The organism is Pedobacter sp. AJM, from assembly GCF_002197755.1.
Lineage (GTDB): Bacteria > Bacteroidota > Bacteroidia > Sphingobacteriales > Sphingobacteriaceae > Pedobacter.
In genome coordinates, this window is record NZ_NHOT01000011.1 from 40,266 (window position 1) to 61,693 (window position 21,428).

Sequence of the window (21,428 nt, forward strand, 5' to 3'; positions counted from 1 at the left end):
CACACAAATAATCTACTATTTTCTGCCTTTACGACATAAACTATACGAACTAATACATTCTATTTTTCATTCGGCATGCCGTTAAATCCTGCTGAATGGATGAGCAGAATAAAATGATCAAACTATGAACAGACATACGCTTATTGGCTTAACGCCTTTTGAAATTCCGGATACTACATTGGTAACCAGTTTAGCGAAAACTTCTTGTTTTCCTGTGCTCAGTCTTGGGCACGATCAGATTAAAGCCGTGCAGGCATTAAAAATCCTGAGCGAACAAACCATGACCGATTATGGTATCTGTTTCAATTCTGAAGCATTGCTGCAGATCGAAATCCCTACTGGGGTGAGTTTGATTATTGCTCCATTCGGCTTTGCTTTTGTCAAACCACCTGCTGCAAAAGTCATTTACCAGGTTTTTGATCTCGAATCAGCTAAAAATGCCAAAGCGGCCGGGGCGCACGGCATTATCATTAAAGGAAACGAAGGTGCAGGAAAAGTTGCCCGTGAATCCTCTTTCGTACTTTTTCAGCGGGTGATGAAAGCAGCCTTAGGCATTCCGGTTTGGGTACAGGGTGGAGTGGGCATTCATACTGCTGCCTCATTAATTGCTCAGGGCGCGGCCGGAGTCATATTAGACAGTCAGCTGGCACTTTTTAAGGAATGTGCTGCGCCGGTAGAATTAAAAGCCATTTGTGGTAAATTAAACGGAACGGAAACCAGGCTTATTGATCATCACCGGGTATTGGTTCGTCCTCATTCTCCAGTATTACCTGAAGATAGTCAAAACTACTCCACACTTAAAACCTACTTTAAGGGCTATGATCTCCATACGAGTTATCTTCCAATGGGTCAAGATATCAGTTTATCAATAGATTTATTTGAGAGATATAAAAAGCTTGATAAGCTGGTATTTGGTTTTAAAACTTCCATTTTTGGTCATTTAAAACAAGCAAAGGCTTTAAATACCATTAGTGCCCACAATGCACTTGCTACAGATCTAAATATCAAATATCCCATTGCACAAGGTCCTATGACCCGGGTGAGTGATGTGCCACTTTTTGCTGATGCAGTTTCGACAGCCGGGGCTTTATCATTTGTAGCCTTATCTCTTTTAAAAGGAAATGCGGCGAAAAACCTGATCGATCAAACCAAAGCATTAGCGGGTGCCAAAACCTGGGGCGTTGGTATACTGGGTTTTGCACCGCAGGAACTTCGCGATGAACAGCAGCAATATATTTTAGCAGCAAAACCACCCGTGTTGCTGATTGCCGGTGGAAGACCTTCACAGGCTAAACCCTTTGAAAAGGCCGGTATTAAAACATTTTTACATGTACCCTCTACCGCCTTATTAGATATGTACCTGAAAGAAGGTGCCAGAAGGTTTGTCTTCGAAGGCCGAGAATGCGGAGGCCATGTTGGCCCTTTATCCAGTATGGTTTTATGGGAAAAACAAATAGAACGACTTTTAAAGGAAGAGAAACCGGAAGAGATCAGTATATTTTTTGCAGGAGGCATTCATGATGCCTTTTCAGCTGCATTTATTTCCATCATGGCCGCTCCCCTCGCCGCAAAAGGAATGAAAATCGGTGTGTTGATGGGTACAGCTTATTTATATACACAGGAAGCCGTAAGCACGGGTGCTATCCTGAATAAGTTTCAGCAGGAAGCCATGCAGGCTCAGGATACCATTTTACTGGAAACCGCTCCGGGACATGAAACCAGGTGTCTGAACTCTTCATTTGCCGGTTTTTTCAATCAGGAAAAATCACGGTTACAAGCAGAAGGAACAGACAAAAAGCTGATTTGGGAAAAACTGGAAAGCCTGAATGTGGGCCGGCTGAGAATTGCGGCCAAAGGAATTGAAAGGCAGGGCGATCAGCTGATTGAAATCAGTGAGCAAGAACAAACTGAATTGGGCATGTATATGATTGGCCAGATTGCCCCTATGCACCAGGAAGTAATTTCCTTGGCGGATTTACATGAAGAGGTGGCGACTAAAAATTTCAGTTATATTGATCAGGCTATTTTACCTGCTCCGCCAAAAAGCGAAACCAAATCATTAGATGTAGCCATTGTTGGAATGGCCTGTATTTTCCCTGGTGCCAAAAATCTGGATGAATACTGGCGAAACATTGTATTAGGGAAAGACTCCGTTACAGAAGTTCCGGATGAAAGATGGAATAAGGATGTTTATTATGATCCTGAATCTACAGCCGGCGACATGTCGCACTCTAAATGGGGTGGTTTTATTCCACAGATCGATTTCGATCCGCTTGAATTTGGTATTCCCCCGCAATCTCTGGCGGCCATTGAACCTACCCAACTCCTCACCTTACTGGTGGCTAAACAGGCCATGCAGCATGCCGGCTATGGTGATCAGGGCGTTGACAAGGAAAACGTATCCGTAATTATTGGGGCAGAAGGTGGAAATGACCTTGCCAACAGTTACAGTTTCAGGTGTTTTTATAAACAGGTGTTTGGAGAAATGCCGGCAGAAGTGGATGCCGCACTTCCTAAAATGACAGAAGATTCTTTTCCCGGCATTCTGGCCAATGTAATATCTGGCAGAATTACAAACCGGTTAAATTTAGGTGGACGAAATTTTACCGTTGATGCAGCCTGTGCCTCATCCCTTGCCGCTATTGACCTGGCTTGCCAGGAGCTTTTCCTCGAAAAGTCGGATATGGTTCTGGCTGGTGGCGCCGATCTTCACAACGGCATCAATGATTACCTAATGTTCTCCAGTACACACGCCCTCTCGAAAAAAGGAAGATGTGCCACTTTCGATTCGGAGGCAGATGGAATAGCCCTGGGCGAAGGCATTGCCATGGTAGTTTTGAAAAGACATGAGGATGCTTTAAGGGATGGCGACACGATTTACACTGTGATAAAAGGTGTTGGCGGTTCCAGCGATGGTAAAAGCCTCGGCCTTACTGCACCGCGTAAAAACGGACAAATCAATGCTTTGGAAAGGGCCTACGGCCAGGCCGGAATTATGCCTTCGAGTGTGGGCCTGATTGAGGCGCATGGTACGGGTACCGTTGTTGGCGACAAAACAGAGATCAGTGCTTTAACCGATATGCTGAACGAAACTGGTGCAACGGCCGGGCAAACACATCTGGGTTCAGTCAAAACACAGATCGGCCACACCAAATGTGCCGCCGGTATTGCCGGCTTAATTAAGGCCTCACTTGCCGTTTACCATGGCATTAAACCACCAACCATTCATTTAAAAACACCGAATAGTTTTTACAATGCACAAACAAGTCCTTTTGCCTTCCATACTGAGGCTGGTTTATGGATGGATCGAAAACGTTATGCCGGAGTGAGTGCCTTTGGCTTTGGTGGAACCAATTTCCATGCCGTGCTGGAAAGTGGCAAAAATATAGAAAATGAACATCCCATACTGAAATCGTGGCCATCAGAATTATTTGTGTTCAGGGGTGATACTTACGATGAAGCAAAAACGAGTCTTAACAACATCAAAAATTTACTGGAAATTAATGCTCAGATCGCGCTGAAAGATTTAGCCTTCAGCCTGGCAACAGGTAGCCAGAAGACCGTTCAAATGAGTATTGTAGCCAATAATGCTGAAGATCTAGTGATGAAAATTGACCTGGTTTTATCTGGTATAGAAAGTAAAGACACCTATAAAACGAATATAAAAGAAGGCAAAGTAGCCTTTCTGTTCCCAGGACAAGGCAGCCAGCGGATTAACATGGCCAGAGATCTTTTTGTGATTTTTCCTGAAATGAGGAAGTTGTTAAAGGACTATCCTGATCATGAAAAAATATTGTTCCCGAATGCAGTATTTGATCCTGAATCTGTCAAAAAACAAAAAGAAAACATCAAAGATACACGGATGGCCCAACCACTACTTGGCGTTGTTGACCTGGCCATTGCAAAATTACTCCAGTCTTTTGGTATTCAGCCTGATATGGTTGCCGGCCACAGTTACGGCGAATTACCGGCACTTTGTTTTGCAGGCGCTTTTGAAGATGACCAACTGGTTAAATTAAGTGCCGAAAGGGCACAGTCAATTCTGGATGCGGTTACGGATGGAGATCCCGGAAGTATGCTGGCGGTAAGTGTAAAACGTGAAGATTTAAACAGCCTGCTTTCTGGCGTAGACCATGTTTATCCCGTAAACTTTAATGCGCCAACGCAGTGCGTTATAGCAGGTTCAACACCTGGCATTCAGCATTTGGCGGCTAAACTCAAAGCGGCAAAAGTGTCTTACCGGCAGCTGGAAGTAGCCTGTGCTTTTCATAGCCCGGTGGTAGCCAAATCTAAAGAACTTTATCGCGATGTACTGACAAAAGTTTCATTTAACAATATTGAACTGCCTGTTTGGTCGAACACTACGGCCAATGAATATCCTACAAATGCAGCAGCCATTAAGGAACGTTTAACGGAACACCTGGTTCAGCCGGTACTTTTTGTTGATCAGCTGAATAATATGTATCAAGCTGGCGCGAGAATTTTTATCGAAGTAGGCCCAGGTAAAGTACTAAGCGGATTAACAAAAGCCTGTATCGGTAAAGATGAAACTATATTTCATACCGAAGATCAGGGACAGAATAAACTGAGTAACCTGCTTGGAACTTTAGCCAGCTATATTTCAACCGGAAGAAGCATCAATCTGGAGAAATTATTTAAGGGAAGATCAGCAACCATGATCCAGGTTGATCAACCATTATTATACAAAAAAAGTTCAGCCATTTGGCATGTAAATGGTCAGCATGCCATCCCATCCAACGGAAAGCTTCCTGAAAACGGTGCTGCTCCGATTACCAAACCCATCATCCTCATGAAAGAAACACAAAGCCAAAGTATCAATCAACAGGTTACCACATCAGCAACAGACATGATGATGCAGGAATACCTGCATAGCATGAAAACTTTAATTCAGGCACAACGTGATGTGATGCTGTCTTTTCTGGGGCAAAACCCATCGGTTCAGATACCCGCTTACCCGCAGCCACAGAATGATTATCCAAACCAGGTTCCTATCAAAATTGAAAATCAGTTAACGGGTCAGGTGGAAATTTCTCCTGTGATGGAAGTAAAATCTGCAGTACTGGTGCAGAAAGATATTAAACAAATTCTCCTGCAAATTGTGAGTGATAAAACAGGCTATCCTCAGGAAATGCTGGGCATGGAAATGGATCTGGAAGCCGACCTGAGTATCGATTCCATTAAGCGGGTGGAAATTATCGGCGCATTACGTACTGAACTGGGTGGTTTTTCTGAACTGAATCTTCCGGAAGATAAGATCATGGAGCAGCTGGCAGGCTTAAAAACACTGAGCAGCTTAGTGAACTGGATTACAGAAAACACACAACAGCAGGCACCTGAAATCCAGGTGGTGATTTCCACACAAATTGCAACGCCGCAAAAATTGTCTGTCGATCAGTTAAAACTGGCTATACTGGAAGTAGTAAGTGAAAAAACAGGCTATCCGAAAGAAATGCTGGGCATGGATTTAGACCTCGAGGCCGATTTAAGTATCGATTCGATTAAGCGCATGGAAATTATTGCCTCACTTAAAGAGAAAGTTGGTTTCGGTGCTCAAGGCGAGCAGACGGATGATTTAATGGAAAAATTAGCCGCCATAAAAACCCTGAAAAGCCTGGTGAACTGGATCGCGGATATTGAAACCGAAACCACCGAAATACTGATTGAAGCGAAAAAAATAATAGAAGACAGTATTGACGACCAAACGGTTAAAGAGAAACTTTCGCGTTTACGTTTCGAACTCACTCCTGCGGCACTAACCATTACAGAGGCGGCGATATTAAAAGATCAACGTTTTGCACTTATGAATGATGGTGGCGGACAAGCTTTAAAAATTAAGGCGATGCTTGAAAAACATGGTGCCATTGCAGATATTGTAAACTTTGACGATGCACTTGAAAGCTATCAGGGCTTAATTATCCTGAACATGTTTGAAGCACAAAAAAAAGCAGGTATCCTGGATCATTTCTCTACCATTAAAAAACTCAACTTCGATAAGGTGAAATGGGTTTATCTGATCGCCGATACAAAAAGGTATTTCAATGCAGAATCAGATATTTCTTTTCTGAGAAATTACCAGGGCTATTCGGGTTTCTTTAAAAGCCTGGATCGGGAATACGAACACACCAAATGTCGCTTTATCAGCCTGGAGACTAAAATGTCGGCAGATGAAATTGCCAACGTAACCTTAAATGAAATCCTAAATCCGGATAAGCCTTCTGAAGTGATTTACAATGACCATAAAAGGCATATCATGGAACTGATCCCCACACAGCTGAGTATGGAAACTGATGAGGAACATATCAAACTGGATAAGGAAGCCGTAGTGTTGGTTCTGGGTGGCGCACAAGGCATTACGGCAGAATTGATGATACATTTCGCAAAAGATTATCCATGCCGCTACATTTTAGTAGGCCGCTCAGCCAACCCGCAGTTAAGCCTTCAGGAAGCGACTTCAAAATTAGAAACTAAAGACGACATCAGGCACTACGTCATTCAACAGGGGCAATTTCCCACACCTGCAGAAATTGAAAAGGAAACCAGCCGGATTTACAAAAACAACCAGATCCTCCGATGCATTTCCATGCTGGAAGAAGGTGGCTCTACCGTGGTTTATGAATCATTAGACTTAAGGGATGAAGATGGCCTGACCAGATTGATCAAACAGGTTTATCAGGACTTTGGAAGGATTGACGGCGTGGTACATGGTGCCGGGCTACTGGAAGATAAATTGTTCAGCAGTAAAACTTCCGAATCTTTTGGAAGAGTTTTCGATACCAAGGTGACGCCTTTACGGGTACTTGCAGAGCAACTCCGGCCAGAAACCCAGTTCGTTATTCTCTTCTCCAGCATTGCATCGGTATACGGTAACCGCGGGCAAACAGATTATGCGGCGGCAAACAGCGTAATGGATAAATATGCCTGGGCTTTGAAACAAAAAATAAAGGGAAAAGTAATGGCCATTAACTGGGGACCCTGGAAAGGCGCCGGAATGGTTTCACCAACGCTTGAAAAAGAATACCAGCGCCGGGGCATTGCACTGATTCCCTTGCAGGATGGAATGAAAACTTTCTTGAACGAACTGAAGTATGGCAAAGAAAGCCAGGTGTTAATTATGGCTGGTAATACCTGGACTTAACCCATTTACAACTATGACGAAGAAAAGTGATGTTGCAATTATAGGGATGTCTTGTACATTTCCCGGGGCGAAGAATGTCCAAATCTTCTGGGAAAATATATTAAATGGCGTAGATTCTACCCAAACCGTTCCTGCTGATCGGATCGACCCGGTTCATTTTGATCAATCGGCGACAGGCGTAGATCGTTTTTACTGCAACAAAGGTGGTTTTATTCCAGAGTATAGCTTTGATCCGCAACGCTTTGGGATTTTACCCTTAGCTGTTGAAGGTACGGAGCCAGATCATTTGATTACGCTGGATTTGGTGCACAGTGCCCTGGAAGATGCGGCTATTTTCGAAAGAAATTACAGTCTTGATAAAACCGGCATTGTCATCGGCAAAGGCAATTACACTGGTCCCGGAGCAACCAGGGCCATTGAAATCGTGAGAACAGGAGAACAGATTTCCAGCATACTCAAAAACCTTATTCCTCATTTATCTGATGCAGACCTGGAAAAAGTAAAACAGGAGTTTCAGTTAAAAAAAGGCCGTTTTAGTGCAGATACCGCCATGGGATTGATCCCTAATCTGGTCGCATCACTGGTGGCTAACCGGTTTAACCTGGGTGGTTTGGCCTTTACACTTGATGCCGCCTGCGCAAGTTCACTTCTAGCTGTCGATCACGCCATACAGGAGCTAAACAGCGGACGCTGCGACATGATGATTGCAGGTGGTGTTCACTTGGGGCAAAACGCGGCTTTCTGGAGCATCTTTTCGCAACTCGGTGCCTTATCAAAACAAGAAAAAATAAAGCCTTTTGATCAGCATGCCGATGGATTAATCATTGGTGAGGGTTGTGGCTTTGTCGTACTTAAAAAACTGGAAAATGCAATTCAGGATCAGGATAAAATTTATGCGGTAATTAAAGGCGTTGGGGTAAGTAGTGATGGTAGTGGCACGAGCGTGATGAGTCCATCCGTTAAAGGTCAGCTGAAAGCTGTTACACAGGCCTGGCAAAATGCAGCACTTGAACCACAGCACATCGGATACCTGGAGGCGCATGGAACAGGAACACCATTAGGCGATAAAACGGAAGTTGAAACACTGAAACAGTTTTTTGGCCGGGATGAAACGCTGCCCAAAGCCGGAATCGGTTCGGTGAAATCAAATATCGGGCATGCCATGCCTGCCGCCGGTATTGCAGGATTGATTAAAACTGCTTTAGCCCTGTACCATGGCGTAATCCCTCCTACTTTACACTGCGACGATCCATTGGCGCAATTGCAGGAAACCAGATTTTCTGCTGTTCAACAAACAACAGACTGGGAAAATTCGGGTTTACCAAAGCTGGCCGCCGTAAATGCTTTTGGCTTTGGCGGCATTAATGCGCATGTGGTTCTGGCTGGTTTTGATCAACCCAAAAAAGACGAAGTGATTGTACTTGCCCGTCAAACGCAGGAGGAATTATTGGAAGCCCTTAAAACGGAAGATTACCGTAAAGGATCGGGAAATTTCCGGATCGCCATCTTTAATCCAACTGTCGACAGGATCAATAAAGCCCTTAAAATTGTAACCAAAAATATGCCCTGGAAAAACAAGCAGGACATCTGGTACAGCAATCATCCCCTGCTTGAGGAAGGTGCTAAAATAGCTTTTGTTTTTCCAGGCCTGGATGGCTTATCTGGCGGAGAAGTAAATAGCGTAAGTAAATATTTCAACATCGAAACAAACGAACAGGAAACTAGCGATGGCCTGCTCAGTGATGCGCTTCAAACTTTAAATAAAAGCAGTGTTCTGGATCAGGCACTAAAAAAATTAGGCCTGCGGTCTGACATGAACGCGGGCCACAGTTTAGGCGAATGGCTGGCTGCAAGATCTTCAGAACTGGCAGAAGAAAGTTCGGTAATGAATTTACTGAAGGTTTTAACACCCGAAACATTTGAACTAAAAGACTCACGCTTTATCGCCATCGGCTGTGGTGTAGAAAGCCTTGAACCTATAATCAAAAATATTCCAGACCTGTATATTTCAAACGATAACTGCCCGCAACAGGCTATTCTATGCGGCAGCAAAAATGCGTTGGAAGAACTGATTCCTGTTTTAAAAAGGAAGCAGATCTTTCACCAGGTTTTACCTTTCCAATCAGGTTTCCACTCCCCTTTTGTAGCCGATAAACTGGAAGTCATCCTGGCAGGAATGAAAGACATGACTTTCAAAAAAACCACTACGCCATTGTGGTCGGCCACTACACTGGAAACTTACCCAGAAGGTTTCGAGGCCATCAGACAGTTAAGTGCAGAACATTTAATTAAACCGGTTCGTTTCCGGGAGCTGACAGAAAAGCTTTATCAGGAGGGCGCAAGAGTATTTATTCAGGTGGGTTCAGGTGGTTTAACCGGTTTTATTGATGATACCCTGAAAGGAAAAGAAATTAGTACAATCAGCGCCAATGTGCCTATCCGGTCTGGCATCGCACAATTACAAAGAGTTATAGCCGCCTTGTTTGTGGAGGGACGGGAAATTGGACTTGATTTTCTTGCACACAAAATATCCAGTCCGCTTAAGCAAAATAAGGGGATCAGGCTTGCACTGGGCTCACCCATCATCCGAGACCTTGAGCACTTAAAAAGCCTGTCTAGTAAAAATCAGCCGAAGGCGAAACCGGTATTGGCCGATTCTTTACACCCGGTACTGAATGCTTTTAATGAAAACGTTTTAGAACTGATCAGCATGCAGGAAGAAATGATCGGGCATTTTGAAAATACAAATTTCAATGTCCGGCACCAGGCAAACATCGCATACCAGCATCCTCTAAAACCCATCCGTCAAGCTTTCAGCCAAATGCTGGATGTCAGCCTGGATAATTGTCCGTATTTAATTGATCATTCCTTGTTGCGGCAGCCAAAGGGATGGCCAACGGTTGAAGATATGGACCCGGTAATCCCGATGACAATGATTTTTGAACTGTTTGCAGAAATTGCCCAAGCACAATCACCAGCAGATAAGATTTATAAAATCAGCAACATGCGTGTTTTCCAATGGATGAACGTGGTTAAACCCTTTCAGGAAACGGTTATCGGAGCATGGAAAGATGAGGATACCGTTTACCTCAATTTAGAACGCTTTGCCAATGCAGAGGTAAAACTCTCACCTTTTTTAAACACAGCGCCAGACCATAGTTTTGATATTGGCGAAAAGTTAAATATAGACCGGACAACGGAACAAATTTATGATGCCCATATGTTTCATGGTCCGGCCTACCAGGGCATTAAAAAAATTGTAGCTGTTGGCCAAAAAGGCATTACCGGAATTATTGAAGCAGCAGAAGGTAAGGGCTCACTACTGGATAATGCCGGACAGCTTTTTGGCTTATGGTTACAGCTCACGCTGGAAAAAGACCGTATCGCCTTTCCTGTTAAAATACAGGAAATAGAATTTTTCGGCGAAATGGCCGATCAGGAAGGCACTTTTGAATGCACTTGTGTGCTGACAGATCTGAACGATGAGTTTGCCACGGCCGATATCGTCATGAAAAAGGCCGGCAAAACCTGGCTGATTATTTCGGGCTGGCAAAACCGGCGACTGGAAATAGACGAACCGCTTTGGAATGTATCCATGTCGCCACTACGCAACCGCTTATCTGAAGAAATTGCACCTGGGGTTTTCCTTTTCGGAAATGCCTATTCGAGAGTGGTATCATGGGATTTTATCCTGAAAAGATATTTCAACCAAACCGAAAAAAAATACCATAACAACCTTTTACCTAATAAAAGAAAAACGTGGATGATCAGCCGGGTAGCAGCAAAAGATGCAGTTAGAAATTTATTAAATACGGAAAAGCAACAGGCCTGCTACCCCATTACTTTCGAAATTTTTTCTGATGAGTTTCGCAAACCCTATGTAAAAGGCGGTTTAACTGAAGGAATACAGATTTCTATTGCCCATAAGGGAACAGATGCCGTTGGTATTGCCCGGTTTGATCAGGCCGTGGGAATAGACATAGAGACCATCGAAGAAAGAAGTCCTACCTTTTTCGACCTGGTTTTTAATGACCACGAACTCGAACTTTTAGCACAAAAAGATAAAAAGGAATGGGCAACCCGCTTCTGGGTAGCCAAAGAAGCATATGGCAAATTTTTAGGCAAAGGCTTACAGGGAAATCCCAAAGCTTATACCATAGAAAAAATTAATGGTGATGAACTCATCATTAATAACATCACAATCAAAACAATTCAACATCAAAACTATATCATCGGATGGACACTATAACGACTACAAAATTAAGCAGCGAAGAGATTTTCAATCTCATGAAAAAATTTATAACTGAAGTAATCGGAGAAGAATTTGTGGAGGAAATGGATATCACACCAGAAAGTTCCTTTACCAAAGATTTAGAAATGGACAGCATTGAGATTGTGTCCTTTTCAGAAAAAATCAAAGCTCATTTTGGCGATCAGATTGACTTTACGGGCTGGCTGTCATCAATGGATCTGGATCAATTGATCAATCTCAACCTGGGCATGATCATTTCTTACATCGAAGAATGCCAGTCTTAAGGATTAATAACAAATCTGTACATATTCAGGAGCTGAATCAAAACGCACCTGAAACCGTTGTGCTGGTGCATGGCATGTTCAGTAATTTATCGGTTTACTATTTCAACATCGCTCCTATTCTGGCTACGCATTTTCATGTAGTGCTGTATGATTTAAAAAGTCATGGCATGAGCGAGAAAACCCTGTCAGGTTATGATCTTGAAAGCATGACGAATGATTTAAAGTGCTTAATAGATGCACTGGACTTAAAACAGGTTTATTTAGGTGGCTATAGTTTCGGTGGATTAATTGCATTGAAAATGGCTATCCGATTTCCAAACCTGGTTAAAAAACTGGCGGTGATTGAAGCACCCGATCCCAGCGATGAAAAAGCCCGTGGCATCATTGAAGAATATAGCCGTGAGTTTCTGGAACATTATGTGGAAAATTTCACAGATACCACCAAAGTTAAAATGGGAAAACGGCAAATGGAAAAGAATCACCGCATGTATGAATACCTTTTTCATCAAACCTCCATTAAAGAAGATATGATTCTGGAGAAGGATTTTTTTGAGGATGGTGCCATTAATCAACTTGATCAGGATGTGCTATTACTTTACGGTTTGACATCAAATTGCCTTGATGCCGGTAAAAACTTAAATCAAAAAATTAAAAATTCATCGATTCAAATTGTTGATGGAGACCATAATATTCCAATACAGGAGCCACAACTCATTGGAGAGGCGCTATTAAATTTCTTTCAACAAAAATAAAAAAGCATTGATGCGTATGGCAAAATTTGTATTCATTGTACCTCCATTAACCGGTCACATTAACCCGACATTAAGCCTGGGTACTGTCTTGCTGGAACGCGGGCATGATGTTGGCTGGATTACTTTAGATCAATCATTGGGTGAAAAACTCCCTCCTGGTGGTGAGTTACTGCTCATCCAATACCACGAAAACGACCAGCAGAAAAAGGAAGCCGAAAAATATCTGGATCTCATTACCCAAAAAGTGGTTTACGGAATTGACAGTGTTAAGTTTCTGTATGAAGAGGTATTGATTCCCCTGAACCGACACAGTTACGAAGGTATTGCTGCCTTACTGGATGAATTTGAACCAGATCTTATCATCACAGATCATCAGATGTTTGCAGGCGCCATGGCTGCTTTCCATAAAAACTTACCTTACGCCACTTCCGTTACTGCGCCAGCGGCGATAAAAGTAATGGATGAATTGCCAAAAGTTCATGAATGGGAAGTGAATCAAATTACAGCTTTGCAACAGGAATTTGGTATTGAGCATTCAAAAAATCTCGCTACATCTGACCTCCTCACACTGATTTTTACGTCAAAAGAATTTTTCGGTGAAATGGAATTACCTGAACAATTTAAATTTGTGGGACCTGTTTTTAACCGTCGGCAAGTGGAAATCCCATTTAACTGGGAAGCTTTTCATGCCATTCGCCAACGCAGCATCCTAGTTAGTATTGGTACAACATTCGATCATGAACACAAGAAAAGCTTTTTTAGTAAAGTTGTCGAAGCATTTTCATCCCTGGATATTCATGTTATTGTTGTTTCTGATCCGGGTTTATTTGAGGCATGGCCGAAAAACTTTACCGTTCAAAAACAAGTCCCGCAGGTTAAATTATTGCCTTATGTAGCTGCAGTAGTTTGCCATGGCGGCCACAATACCGTTTGCGAAAGTTTAATGCATGGTCTCCCATTGGTGGTTATTCCGATTGCTTATGATCAAAGTCATGTTGCAGGACGCGTCGTTAGAGTGGGTGCAGGTGAACGCCTGAATTTTAATCGCTTTATAGCGAAACATCTTTTAGAAGCAGTAAATCTTGTACTTGAAAATCCATCATACAAAGATGCTGCCATGCAGATTAAACAATCTTTCACTCATGCAGGTGGAAACGAAACTGCTGCCGATTTATTGGAAAATGCACTTTTCAAAACAAGTAAAACACTTATCATAACCTAAATCCATATGTCTAAATTTCTATTTGTCGTTCCGCCTTTCTTTGGTCACATTAGTCCAACACTAAGCATTGGTGCAAGCCTACTGTCCCGGGGGCATGAAGTAAAATGGTTCGGAATCACTCCGCTGGCTCAAACTCATCTTCCGGAAGGTGGTGAATTTATCTATCCTGAGACAGATCTGCTCCCCTATGCTGATGAAATCAAACAGATCTTAAAACGTCAGGATGATGGCCCCGCCTGTTCCGGCCCGGAAGTGATGAAACTTGCCCTCGAAGAAACTTATGTTCCCTTTGCCCGGATGATGATGAAGGGCCTGAATAAATTTGTAGATGAATGGAAACCCGATGTTATCATTAACGACTGCATTACCTTTGCCGGTGCATTAAGTGCTCATTTGAAAGGCATTCCTTCAGTAACCACCACGCCGGTACCGCCGGATGTGATGGGTGATGCGGCAAAAAATACACCTAAAATATTTGAATGGCAGCAAAACCTGATTTTAGGCCTGCAGAAAGATATGGGCATTTATAGTGATCAAATCCATATCCATTCTCATCGGCTGAATTTAGTTTTCACTTCCCAGGCTTTTGCAGGTTTCGAGGAAAAACCACCACATATGCACTTTGTGGGCCCGGTAAAGGGTCGTCCAAACTCAGCCGAATTTGACTGGGATCGATTGGCCAAATCCACCACGCCAAAGGTTTTTGTGTCTTTAGGCACTTTACTGGTGGATATCCGCGCAGCATTTTTCCAGAAACTCATCGATGCTTTTGCTCATGAGCCCATTACCATCATTGCCGCAACCAATCCTGATATTTTCGAAGAATGGCCGGATAATTTTATTGTTAATGGCTTCGTTCCCCAGTCTGAACTCATGCCTTATATGGATGCTGTCATCTGCCACGGCGGCTTCAATACGGTAAACGATACTTTCACAAACGGGTTACCCATGCTGATTACTCCCATAGCCTACGACCATTTTCATACGGCAAAATTAATTGAGCAGGCTGGTTGTGGCATCAGCATCCGGTACAAACGGCTTCGAATTTCTGATTTAAGAAATACCGTTTTTGAACTATTGGAAAACCCCAAATATCGCGTGGCTGCTCAAAAAATAAGGGAAACATTTATCGAAGCCGGAGGAAACGATAAAGCAGTTGAACTACTGGAAGATTTTGCGAAAAACAACAGCGTTTTAGAACCAGCCTGATGCATCAGATGAAAAGGAAATTACTCTTCGGCGAAAGGATGCTCTATGGTGATGGAAAACATCCGTTTAATATGGTAATTGGGTTTAAAGTGAGCGGATCAATTAAGGAAATCAATGTTAATTTAGCACTTATCAAAGTGCAGCAAAAGCATCCATGGCTAAGGGCATCAATAACAATTGACAAAGATAAAAGACCATGGTTTACCACACATTCAGCTTCTTCATTTAAAGTAGAGGTACTTGTGGTCAATCGCATTAATGATGACGATTGGAAAAGGCAGTCTGAAACGGAATGGGCTAAACCCTTTGATGCGTCAAGATCGCCATTGTTCAGATTAACCTGGATAAAAGGTGAAGCGTTTTCGGAATTTTTACTCGTTTTTCACCATTGCCTTTGTGATGGTGCTGCAGGCCTTTCCATCCTGAGGGAGTTTCTTATATTACTCGATAATCCCGAAGCCGCAATCGGTGAGGAAATTGCGATTCAAAGCATGAATGATATTATTCCGCCAAAGGTGCTGAAAAGCTATCGAATGCGCACTAAAAATACCTTAATTGGTAAAATGGCAACACTGGCCTTATGGATGATGCCGATAAAAAAAGTTGCAGTAGACCGGAAGCGTGATTTTTTGATCCACTGGAAACTTGATGAGCAATTTACTACAGCCATTTTATTGTTCTGCAAAACACATGGTTTTACTGTGAATACGCTCTTAAGTGCAGTTGTGCTAAAGGCTTTTAAGGCAGTAATGGCAGATAAGTCTTTTAATAAAATTTCCCTTCCTGTCGATATCCGGAACCTAAATCCATTAATCAAAAAAGACCATGTTTTTGCTTTTGGTTTGATGATCGTGCTCTCTGCCAGTAATGTCGATAGTTTTATTGAGGGTGTGAAACAACTTCAGAAGGATGTAAACCGTAAGCTGGCGAAACTTGATCCTTATACGCTAATGATGATGATGGAGGCCTGTCACCCTGCCATAGCTAACTTTAGTAACCTCTTAAAATATGGCAAAACGAGTAATGATTGCATGTTTTCCAATTTAGGAAAGCTCGATATTCCGCATGAGTATGAAAACTTTCGATTGGAAACCATTTACAGTCCTTCTGTAATAGGTCCGTTAGGCAATACAACTACCATTCTGACATCAACATTTAGAAAACAGATGGACTTTTCATTTGTGGCAAGCGAAGGATATGTTTCCTTTAATAATGCCGAACGAATTAAGGAGAAAATGATTTCTCTTCTCAAAGAAAACATTGGATTATAGGATGATCAATATGAATAGAAAATTAATACTCGGTGAAAGAATCATGTATGTTGATCCGGTAACACCACTAAACTGTGTGTTCACGGCGAAAATACTGGGTGAGTTTGAGGAAGCAAATCTCAGGATAGCGCTCGACAAGATTCAGCGAAAGCATCCCTTGTTGAGGATGAATATTGAGCAGATAAATAAAACGCCACACTTCGTGCTTAATGAAAACATTGATAAAATTCCAATACGCGAAGTTGATTTTCATTCCGATCAGGATTGGCTCAGAGAATCGAAAACGGAGTGGTATAAATTATTTAACCAGCATCATAAACCACTGGCCAGACTGGTTTGGATTAAAGGTCACCAGGAATCAAACCTGATATTGGTATTACCGCATTGTATTTGCGATGGCAGTACGATTGTTAACCTGATGCAGGAATTATTGACACTCATTGACAACCCAAGTCACGAACTTTATCCCTATCCGTCATTTTCTTCCGTTAATGAATTACTACCAGATCATTACGTACCTGACCATTATCTAAAACGCAAAACTTTTGCTGCACTCGGCAGATTATTTTTTCTCTTCAAGCAAACCTCTGAAAAAAGATTGAACCAGAATAATTATGCAATTAACTGGAAGTTGGATAAAGAAGAAACCATTTTTTTTATCAAAAAATGTAAAGCTGAAAACACAAGTGTGCATGCTGCCATCTGTGCCATTTTTATAGCTGTTTTTAAGGTATTGAAGAATGATAAGGCACATGGGAAAGTAATTTGCCCCGTAGATATCAGGCGTTTTATTCCCGAAATTAAAGCCGATACCATGTTTGCATTTGCCCCAATTGCAGAGCTGAAGGTTCGGAAAAATGATGGTGATGTTTGGGAAAATGCCAGAATGTTAAAAGCAGATCTCGACAAAAAAGTCAGCGAAATGAATGTACCGCATCTGCTGCATGTGAGTGAATCTTTCCATCCGCTTGTAAATAAAATGATCGGTTTTCTACGGTCTACAAATGGATCCCATGATATTACGCTAAGCAATATGGGTTTGTTAAATATTAAACAAGATTACAAAAATTTTAGTGTGGAAACCATCTACAGTCCTACAGTTGCCTTCCCCTGGAAGAACGCAAACACACTGGTTGTCAGCACTTTCAATAATCAACTTGACTTTTCTTTAATGTCTGATGAAAATTTCCTGACCGCATCTGATGCGATGTGGATTAAGAAAAAAGTACTCGAAATGATGACTACTCACCATAATTCCCTTGCCAGTGCCTGATTTTGCAACAAATCATAAATTACGCTGGCGAAAATTCGTGAGGAAAACGTTATTGATCTATTTAATTCCGAATGTTACATTGAATACCGTGATTCCATATTTTGCGCTTAGCACGCAATCGTCAGTACATCTATTTACCGGTGAGCAAAACCTTGCCCGCTTTATATTGCCGATGTCTTTACTTCTTCCTTTTCTGATAACGGTGGATGTTTTTAAAAAGATAAAAGCATTACAGCATACTGAAGGTTTGCATTTTGAATGCAATAAGATACTAGAGGGAAAGATGAAGATGTTTAAGTTAGCAGGACTACATAGCCTATACACTATTTTGGCCATTCTATCTGCCCTGATGTTCATCCACTTTAGCTTTCCTGCAAATTTCGATTTCGGGATCATGACATCGGCTTTGTCAGCTGGTATATTGGCCGGATTTTACTCCATCACCTTTTTTTATTTATCCGTTAAGAAAATCCGGGAAGTGCCTTAATGTGAAAAGCATTCTGAACGATCACTAAACAACTAACTACCTGCAAAACAAAAAGCTTTAAGGAAGATGAGTCAGATCATTCTTTCTTAAAGCTTTTCTTGAAATTCTTTTTCAGCTGATTTTTTTTGAGTCAGCCGCCAGAATTATAAATTTTTCACAATTGCTTCATCTAATGGTTTGGTTTTAGAACGGAAACGGTGTACCAGTTCTCCTTTTTCATTAATCAGGAATTTTTCAAAGTTCCATTTGATATCGCCCTGCTCCTCTGTATTGGTTTGGGAAGTCAGGTATTTAAATAACGGACTGATATCATCACCCTTTACACTTGTCTTTTCTGCCATTAAGAAGGATACATTGTACTTACCTGTACAGAATTCTTTAATTTCGGCATTGGTAGAAAATTCCTGCCCGCCGAAATTACCAGCCGGGAAGCCAATTAACACCACTTTTTTACCATACTGTTTCTGAAGTTTTTCAAGGTCTTCATATTGAGGAGTAAAGCCACATTTTGAAGCCGTATTCACTATCATAATTTTTTTACCTTTAAATTTAGATAGTTTTACTTCCTTGCCATCAATGGTTTTAAAGCTGAAATCATAAACATTTTTTGGAGGGTTCGGAACCAAAAAGTTCAATAGGATTAAGATTGTGCTGATCATCGTTTTTTATTTTTATTTACGAATATAGGCACAAAAAGTTTGCTTAAACGTAATGTTCCTGTAATAATGTAAATGATCATTTTTCTTTCACCCTTGCAAGATAGCAAAACGAATAGCTTTCTGCTTTCTGAAAATAATGATTAGCCTCACTTCTTAAATTTGAAAAAAAATCGTATAAAATTCCCTGCATGTTTTGATTTATGCTTTAATTATAGCTTTATTTGCACAAAATCGTATTTCATGGCTAAAAACTTATTAATCGTCGAGTCACCCGCAAAAGCTAAAACCATAGAGGGCTATTTAGGAAAAGATTTCCTTGTGAAATCAAGCTACGGCCATATCCGGGATTTGGTTAAAGGCGACATGGCCATTGATATTAAAAACAATTTTGCCCAGACCTACGAGGTACCAGCTGATAAGAAAAGCATGGTGGCCGAACTTAAAAAATTAGCAAAGGAAGCCGAAATGGTCTGGCTAGCATCCGATGAGGACCGCGAGGGAGAAGCCATTTCCTGGCACCTGTTTGAGACTTTAGGCCTGAAAGAAGAGAAAACCAAAAGGATCGTATTTCATGAAATTACTAAACCTGCCATTTTAAAAGCCATAGATAGTCCGAGAAGTATTGATTACAACTTAGTTAATGCGCAACAGGCTCGTCGTGTTTTAGACCGGTTGGTAGGTTTTGAACTGTCACCGGTACTATGGAAAAAAGTAAAACCTTCCCTTTCAGCAGGTCGGGTTCAATCCGTAGCGGTGCGTTTAATTGTTGATAGAGAAAGAGAAGTTCAAAACTTTAATGCTTCAGCAGCCTTTAAAATTACCGCACAGTTTTCTACGGGCAAGGGCAAAGAAATAGTTAAAGCTGAACTGCCACAACGTTTCGATAGCGAGGCGGAAGCAGAAAAGTTTTTACAGGATTGTGCAACAGCAAAATTTGACATTACCAGCCTGGAAACCAGACCAGCGAAACGTAATCCTGCTGCCCCATTTACCACTTCAACCTTACAACAGGAAGCATCCAGAAAATTGGGTTTCTCCGTAGCCAGAACCATGCAGGTGGCGCAGAGATTGTATGAAGCCGGTAAGATTACGTATATGAGAACGGATTCGGTAAACTTATCTGATACCGCCTTATCTGCTGCTGAACAAGAAATAAAATCGGCCTATGGTAACCAATACCACCAGCCAAGAAAATATAAAACGAAATCTGCAGGTGCTCAGGAGGCTCACGAAGCCATCCGCCCAACTTATTTCGACAGACACACTGTTGACGGTGATATTTCTGAGAAACGTTTGTACGATTTGATCTGGAAACGTTCCATTGCTTCACAAATGAGCGAGGCATTATTTGAAAAAACCACTGCACAAATCACCGCATCTACCAGAAAAGAACATTTGGTTGCCGAAGGTGAAGTATTAAAATTTGATGGTTTCCTGAAAGTTTACCTGGAATCTACCGATGATGATGAGAGTGAAGAAAAAGAAGGTGGTGCCATCCTCCCTCCGTTAGCAAAGGGCCAGGAGTTATTTTTAAATGAAATGCAGGCTACGGAACGTTATTCTCGTCCGCCGGCAAGATATACAGAAGCCAGTTTAGTTAAGAAATTAGAAGAACTGGGTATTGGCCGTCCATCTACTTATGCACCAACCATTTCTACCGTTCAGAACCGCGGTTATGTGGTTAAGGAAGACAGAGATGGCAAACCGCGTAAATTTACCGCAATTGTTTTAAATAACGGAACGGTTAAAAAAGAAATTAAATCTGAAATTTCAGGTGCTGAAAAATCAAAACTTTTCCCAACTGATATTGGCGAAGTTGTAAATGATTTCCTGGTTGAACACTTTAAAGGTATTGTCGATTTCAATTTTACAGCAAATGTAGAAAAGGAATTTGATGAAATTGCGCAGGGTTTACAGGAATGGACTAAAATGCTCCACTCCTTCTACAATCCATTCCACTTAGAAGTTGAAAACACTTTAGAAACCGCGGAACGTGCCACTGGTGAACGTTTATTGGGTACAGATCCGGCTACGGGCAAAAATGTATATACTAAGGTTGGTAAATTCGGTCCGCTGGTTCAGATTGGCGAACAGGATGACGAAGAAAAACCACGTTATGCCAGCTTAATGCGTAATCAGTCTGTCGCCACCATCCAGCTGGAAGATGCCCTTGAATTGTTTAAACTTCCGTTTTCGCTTCCTGACTTCGAAGGTAAAGAAGTGATGATCGGCGTAGGTCGTTTCGGCCCCTATGTAAAATGGGGAGAGAGCTTTATTTCATTGCCTAAAAATGAAGATCCCCTATCTGTTACCTACGACAGGGCAGTGGAAATTATTCGCGAGAAGATGGATGCGGATGCACCAATTGCGCATTATCAAGGCTTAGGTGTTACGAAGGGAAAAGGCCGTTTCGGACCATTTATCAAATGGAATGATTTATTCATCAATATTCCTGCAAAGGGCTATGATTTTGATAATTTATCTCAGGAAGATATTGAAACCCTGATTAATAAAAAGGTGGAGAAAGAAGCAAACCGCTTTATCAAAACCTGGGATGCGGAAAAAATTTCGATTGAAAATGGCCGTTGGGGACCATTTATCCGCTTCGGTAAGTTAATGCTTAAACTGAGAAACAACGAGGCTACCAAACAAAAATATACGCCTGAAGAATTAGCAGATATTGATTTGGAAGTGGTTAAAAAAATGATTGTTGAGCAGGTGCCTAACGCATTTGAAACCAAGAAAAAAGCACCGGCAAAAAAGAAAGCACCAGCTACGAAAAAAGCCGTTGCGAAGAAAAAATAGATCAGGATTAAATTTACATGCTATTATTCTATCATTCAAAATTTCAATTATTCCATCA

General features: G+C 41.7%; 11 protein-coding genes. 10 read left to right on the top strand and 1 reads right to left on the bottom strand.

The features are described 5' to 3' along the window. Nucleotides 1–124: 124 nt before the first annotated feature. The 9 genes from CBW18_RS17605 to CBW18_RS17645 are packed head-to-tail and all read left to right on the top strand — an operon-like array spanning nt 125 to nt 17,906. Entirely contained in the window at nt 125–7,156 is a 7,032-nt protein-coding gene (locus CBW18_RS17605) for a type I polyketide synthase (protein ID WP_088302662.1), read from the top strand. Between the two features lie 13 nt (nt 7,157–7,169). Then, nucleotides 7,170–11,405, top strand: a complete 4,236-nt coding sequence (locus CBW18_RS17610; RefSeq protein WP_088302664.1) for a type I polyketide synthase — start codon at nt 7,170–7,172, stop codon at nt 11,403–11,405. Between the two features lie 38 nt (nt 11,406–11,443). Then, nucleotides 11,444–11,692, top strand: coding sequence for a phosphopantetheine-binding protein (locus CBW18_RS17615; RefSeq protein ID WP_229676745.1), 249 nt, complete (start codon nt 11,444–11,446; stop codon nt 11,690–11,692). Next, nucleotides 11,680–12,444: an alpha/beta fold hydrolase gene (locus CBW18_RS17620; protein WP_088302668.1), complete on the top strand. Its 765-nt coding sequence runs from the start codon at nt 11,680–11,682 to the stop codon at nt 12,442–12,444. Before CBW18_RS17615 ends, CBW18_RS17620 begins: the two co-directional genes overlap by 13 nt. A 16-nt stretch (nt 12,445–12,460) precedes the next feature. Continuing rightward, nucleotides 12,461–13,666, top strand: coding sequence for a glycosyltransferase (locus CBW18_RS17625; RefSeq protein ID WP_088302670.1), 1,206 nt, complete (start codon nt 12,461–12,463; stop codon nt 13,664–13,666). Nucleotides 13,667–13,672: 6 nt separating this feature from the next. Next, nucleotides 13,673–14,875, top strand: a complete 1,203-nt coding sequence (locus tag CBW18_RS17630) for a glycosyltransferase (protein WP_088302672.1) — start codon at nt 13,673–13,675, stop codon at nt 14,873–14,875. Between the two features lie 8 nt (nt 14,876–14,883). Further along, entirely contained in the window at nt 14,884–16,146 is a 1,263-nt protein-coding gene (locus CBW18_RS17635; RefSeq protein WP_088302744.1) for a condensation domain-containing protein, read from the top strand. Nucleotides 16,147–16,156: 10 nt separating this feature from the next. Further along, nucleotides 16,157–17,419 (top strand): hypothetical protein, encoded by a 1,263-nt coding sequence (locus CBW18_RS17640; RefSeq protein WP_172406566.1) that lies wholly within the window; start codon nt 16,157–16,159, stop codon nt 17,417–17,419. After that, a complete protein-coding gene (locus CBW18_RS17645) occupies nt 17,412–17,906 on the top strand; it encodes a hypothetical protein (RefSeq protein ID WP_172406567.1) in 495 nt (164 codons plus the stop codon). Before CBW18_RS17640 ends, CBW18_RS17645 begins: the two co-directional genes overlap by 8 nt. Nucleotides 17,907–18,049: 143 nt before the next feature. On the opposite strand, the gene CBW18_RS17650 is transcribed toward CBW18_RS17645, so the two are convergent. Continuing rightward, nucleotides 18,050–18,565 (bottom strand): glutathione peroxidase, encoded by a 516-nt coding sequence (locus CBW18_RS17650; RefSeq protein WP_088302678.1) that lies wholly within the window; start codon nt 18,563–18,565, stop codon nt 18,050–18,052. A gap of 240 nt (nt 18,566–18,805) precedes the next feature. Between CBW18_RS17650 and topA the strand changes: the two genes are divergently transcribed. Then, nucleotides 18,806–21,370: a type I DNA topoisomerase gene (gene topA, locus CBW18_RS17655; RefSeq protein ID WP_088302680.1), complete on the top strand. Its 2,565-nt coding sequence runs from the start codon at nt 18,806–18,808 to the stop codon at nt 21,368–21,370. The last annotated feature ends 58 nt before the right edge of the window (nt 21,371–21,428 follow it).

Excerpts from the sequence above, each read along its gene's own strand:
- CBW18_RS17610 (WP_088302664.1), top strand. The coding sequence starts at position 7,170 with ATGACGAAGAAAAGTGATGTTGCAATTATAGGGATGTCTTGTACATTT.
- CBW18_RS17650 (WP_088302678.1), bottom strand. The coding sequence starts at position 18,565 with ATGATCAGCACAATCTTAATCCTATTGAACTTTTTGGTTCCGAACCCT.
- CBW18_RS17605 (WP_088302662.1), top strand. The coding sequence starts at position 125 with ATGAACAGACATACGCTTATTGGCTTAACGCCTTTTGAAATTCCGGAT.
- CBW18_RS17635 (WP_088302744.1), top strand. The coding sequence starts at position 14,884 with ATGAAAAGGAAATTACTCTTCGGCGAAAGGATGCTCTATGGTGATGGA.
- topA (WP_088302680.1), top strand. The coding sequence starts at position 18,806 with ATGGCTAAAAACTTATTAATCGTCGAGTCACCCGCAAAAGCTAAAACC.
- CBW18_RS17620 (WP_088302668.1), top strand. The coding sequence starts at position 11,680 with ATGCCAGTCTTAAGGATTAATAACAAATCTGTACATATTCAGGAGCTG.
- CBW18_RS17630 (WP_088302672.1), top strand. The coding sequence starts at position 13,673 with ATGTCTAAATTTCTATTTGTCGTTCCGCCTTTCTTTGGTCACATTAGT.
- CBW18_RS17640 (WP_172406566.1), top strand. The coding sequence starts at position 16,157 with ATGAATAGAAAATTAATACTCGGTGAAAGAATCATGTATGTTGATCCG.
- CBW18_RS17615 (WP_229676745.1), top strand. The coding sequence starts at position 11,444 with ATGAAAAAATTTATAACTGAAGTAATCGGAGAAGAATTTGTGGAGGAA.
- CBW18_RS17625 (WP_088302670.1), top strand. The coding sequence starts at position 12,461 with ATGGCAAAATTTGTATTCATTGTACCTCCATTAACCGGTCACATTAAC.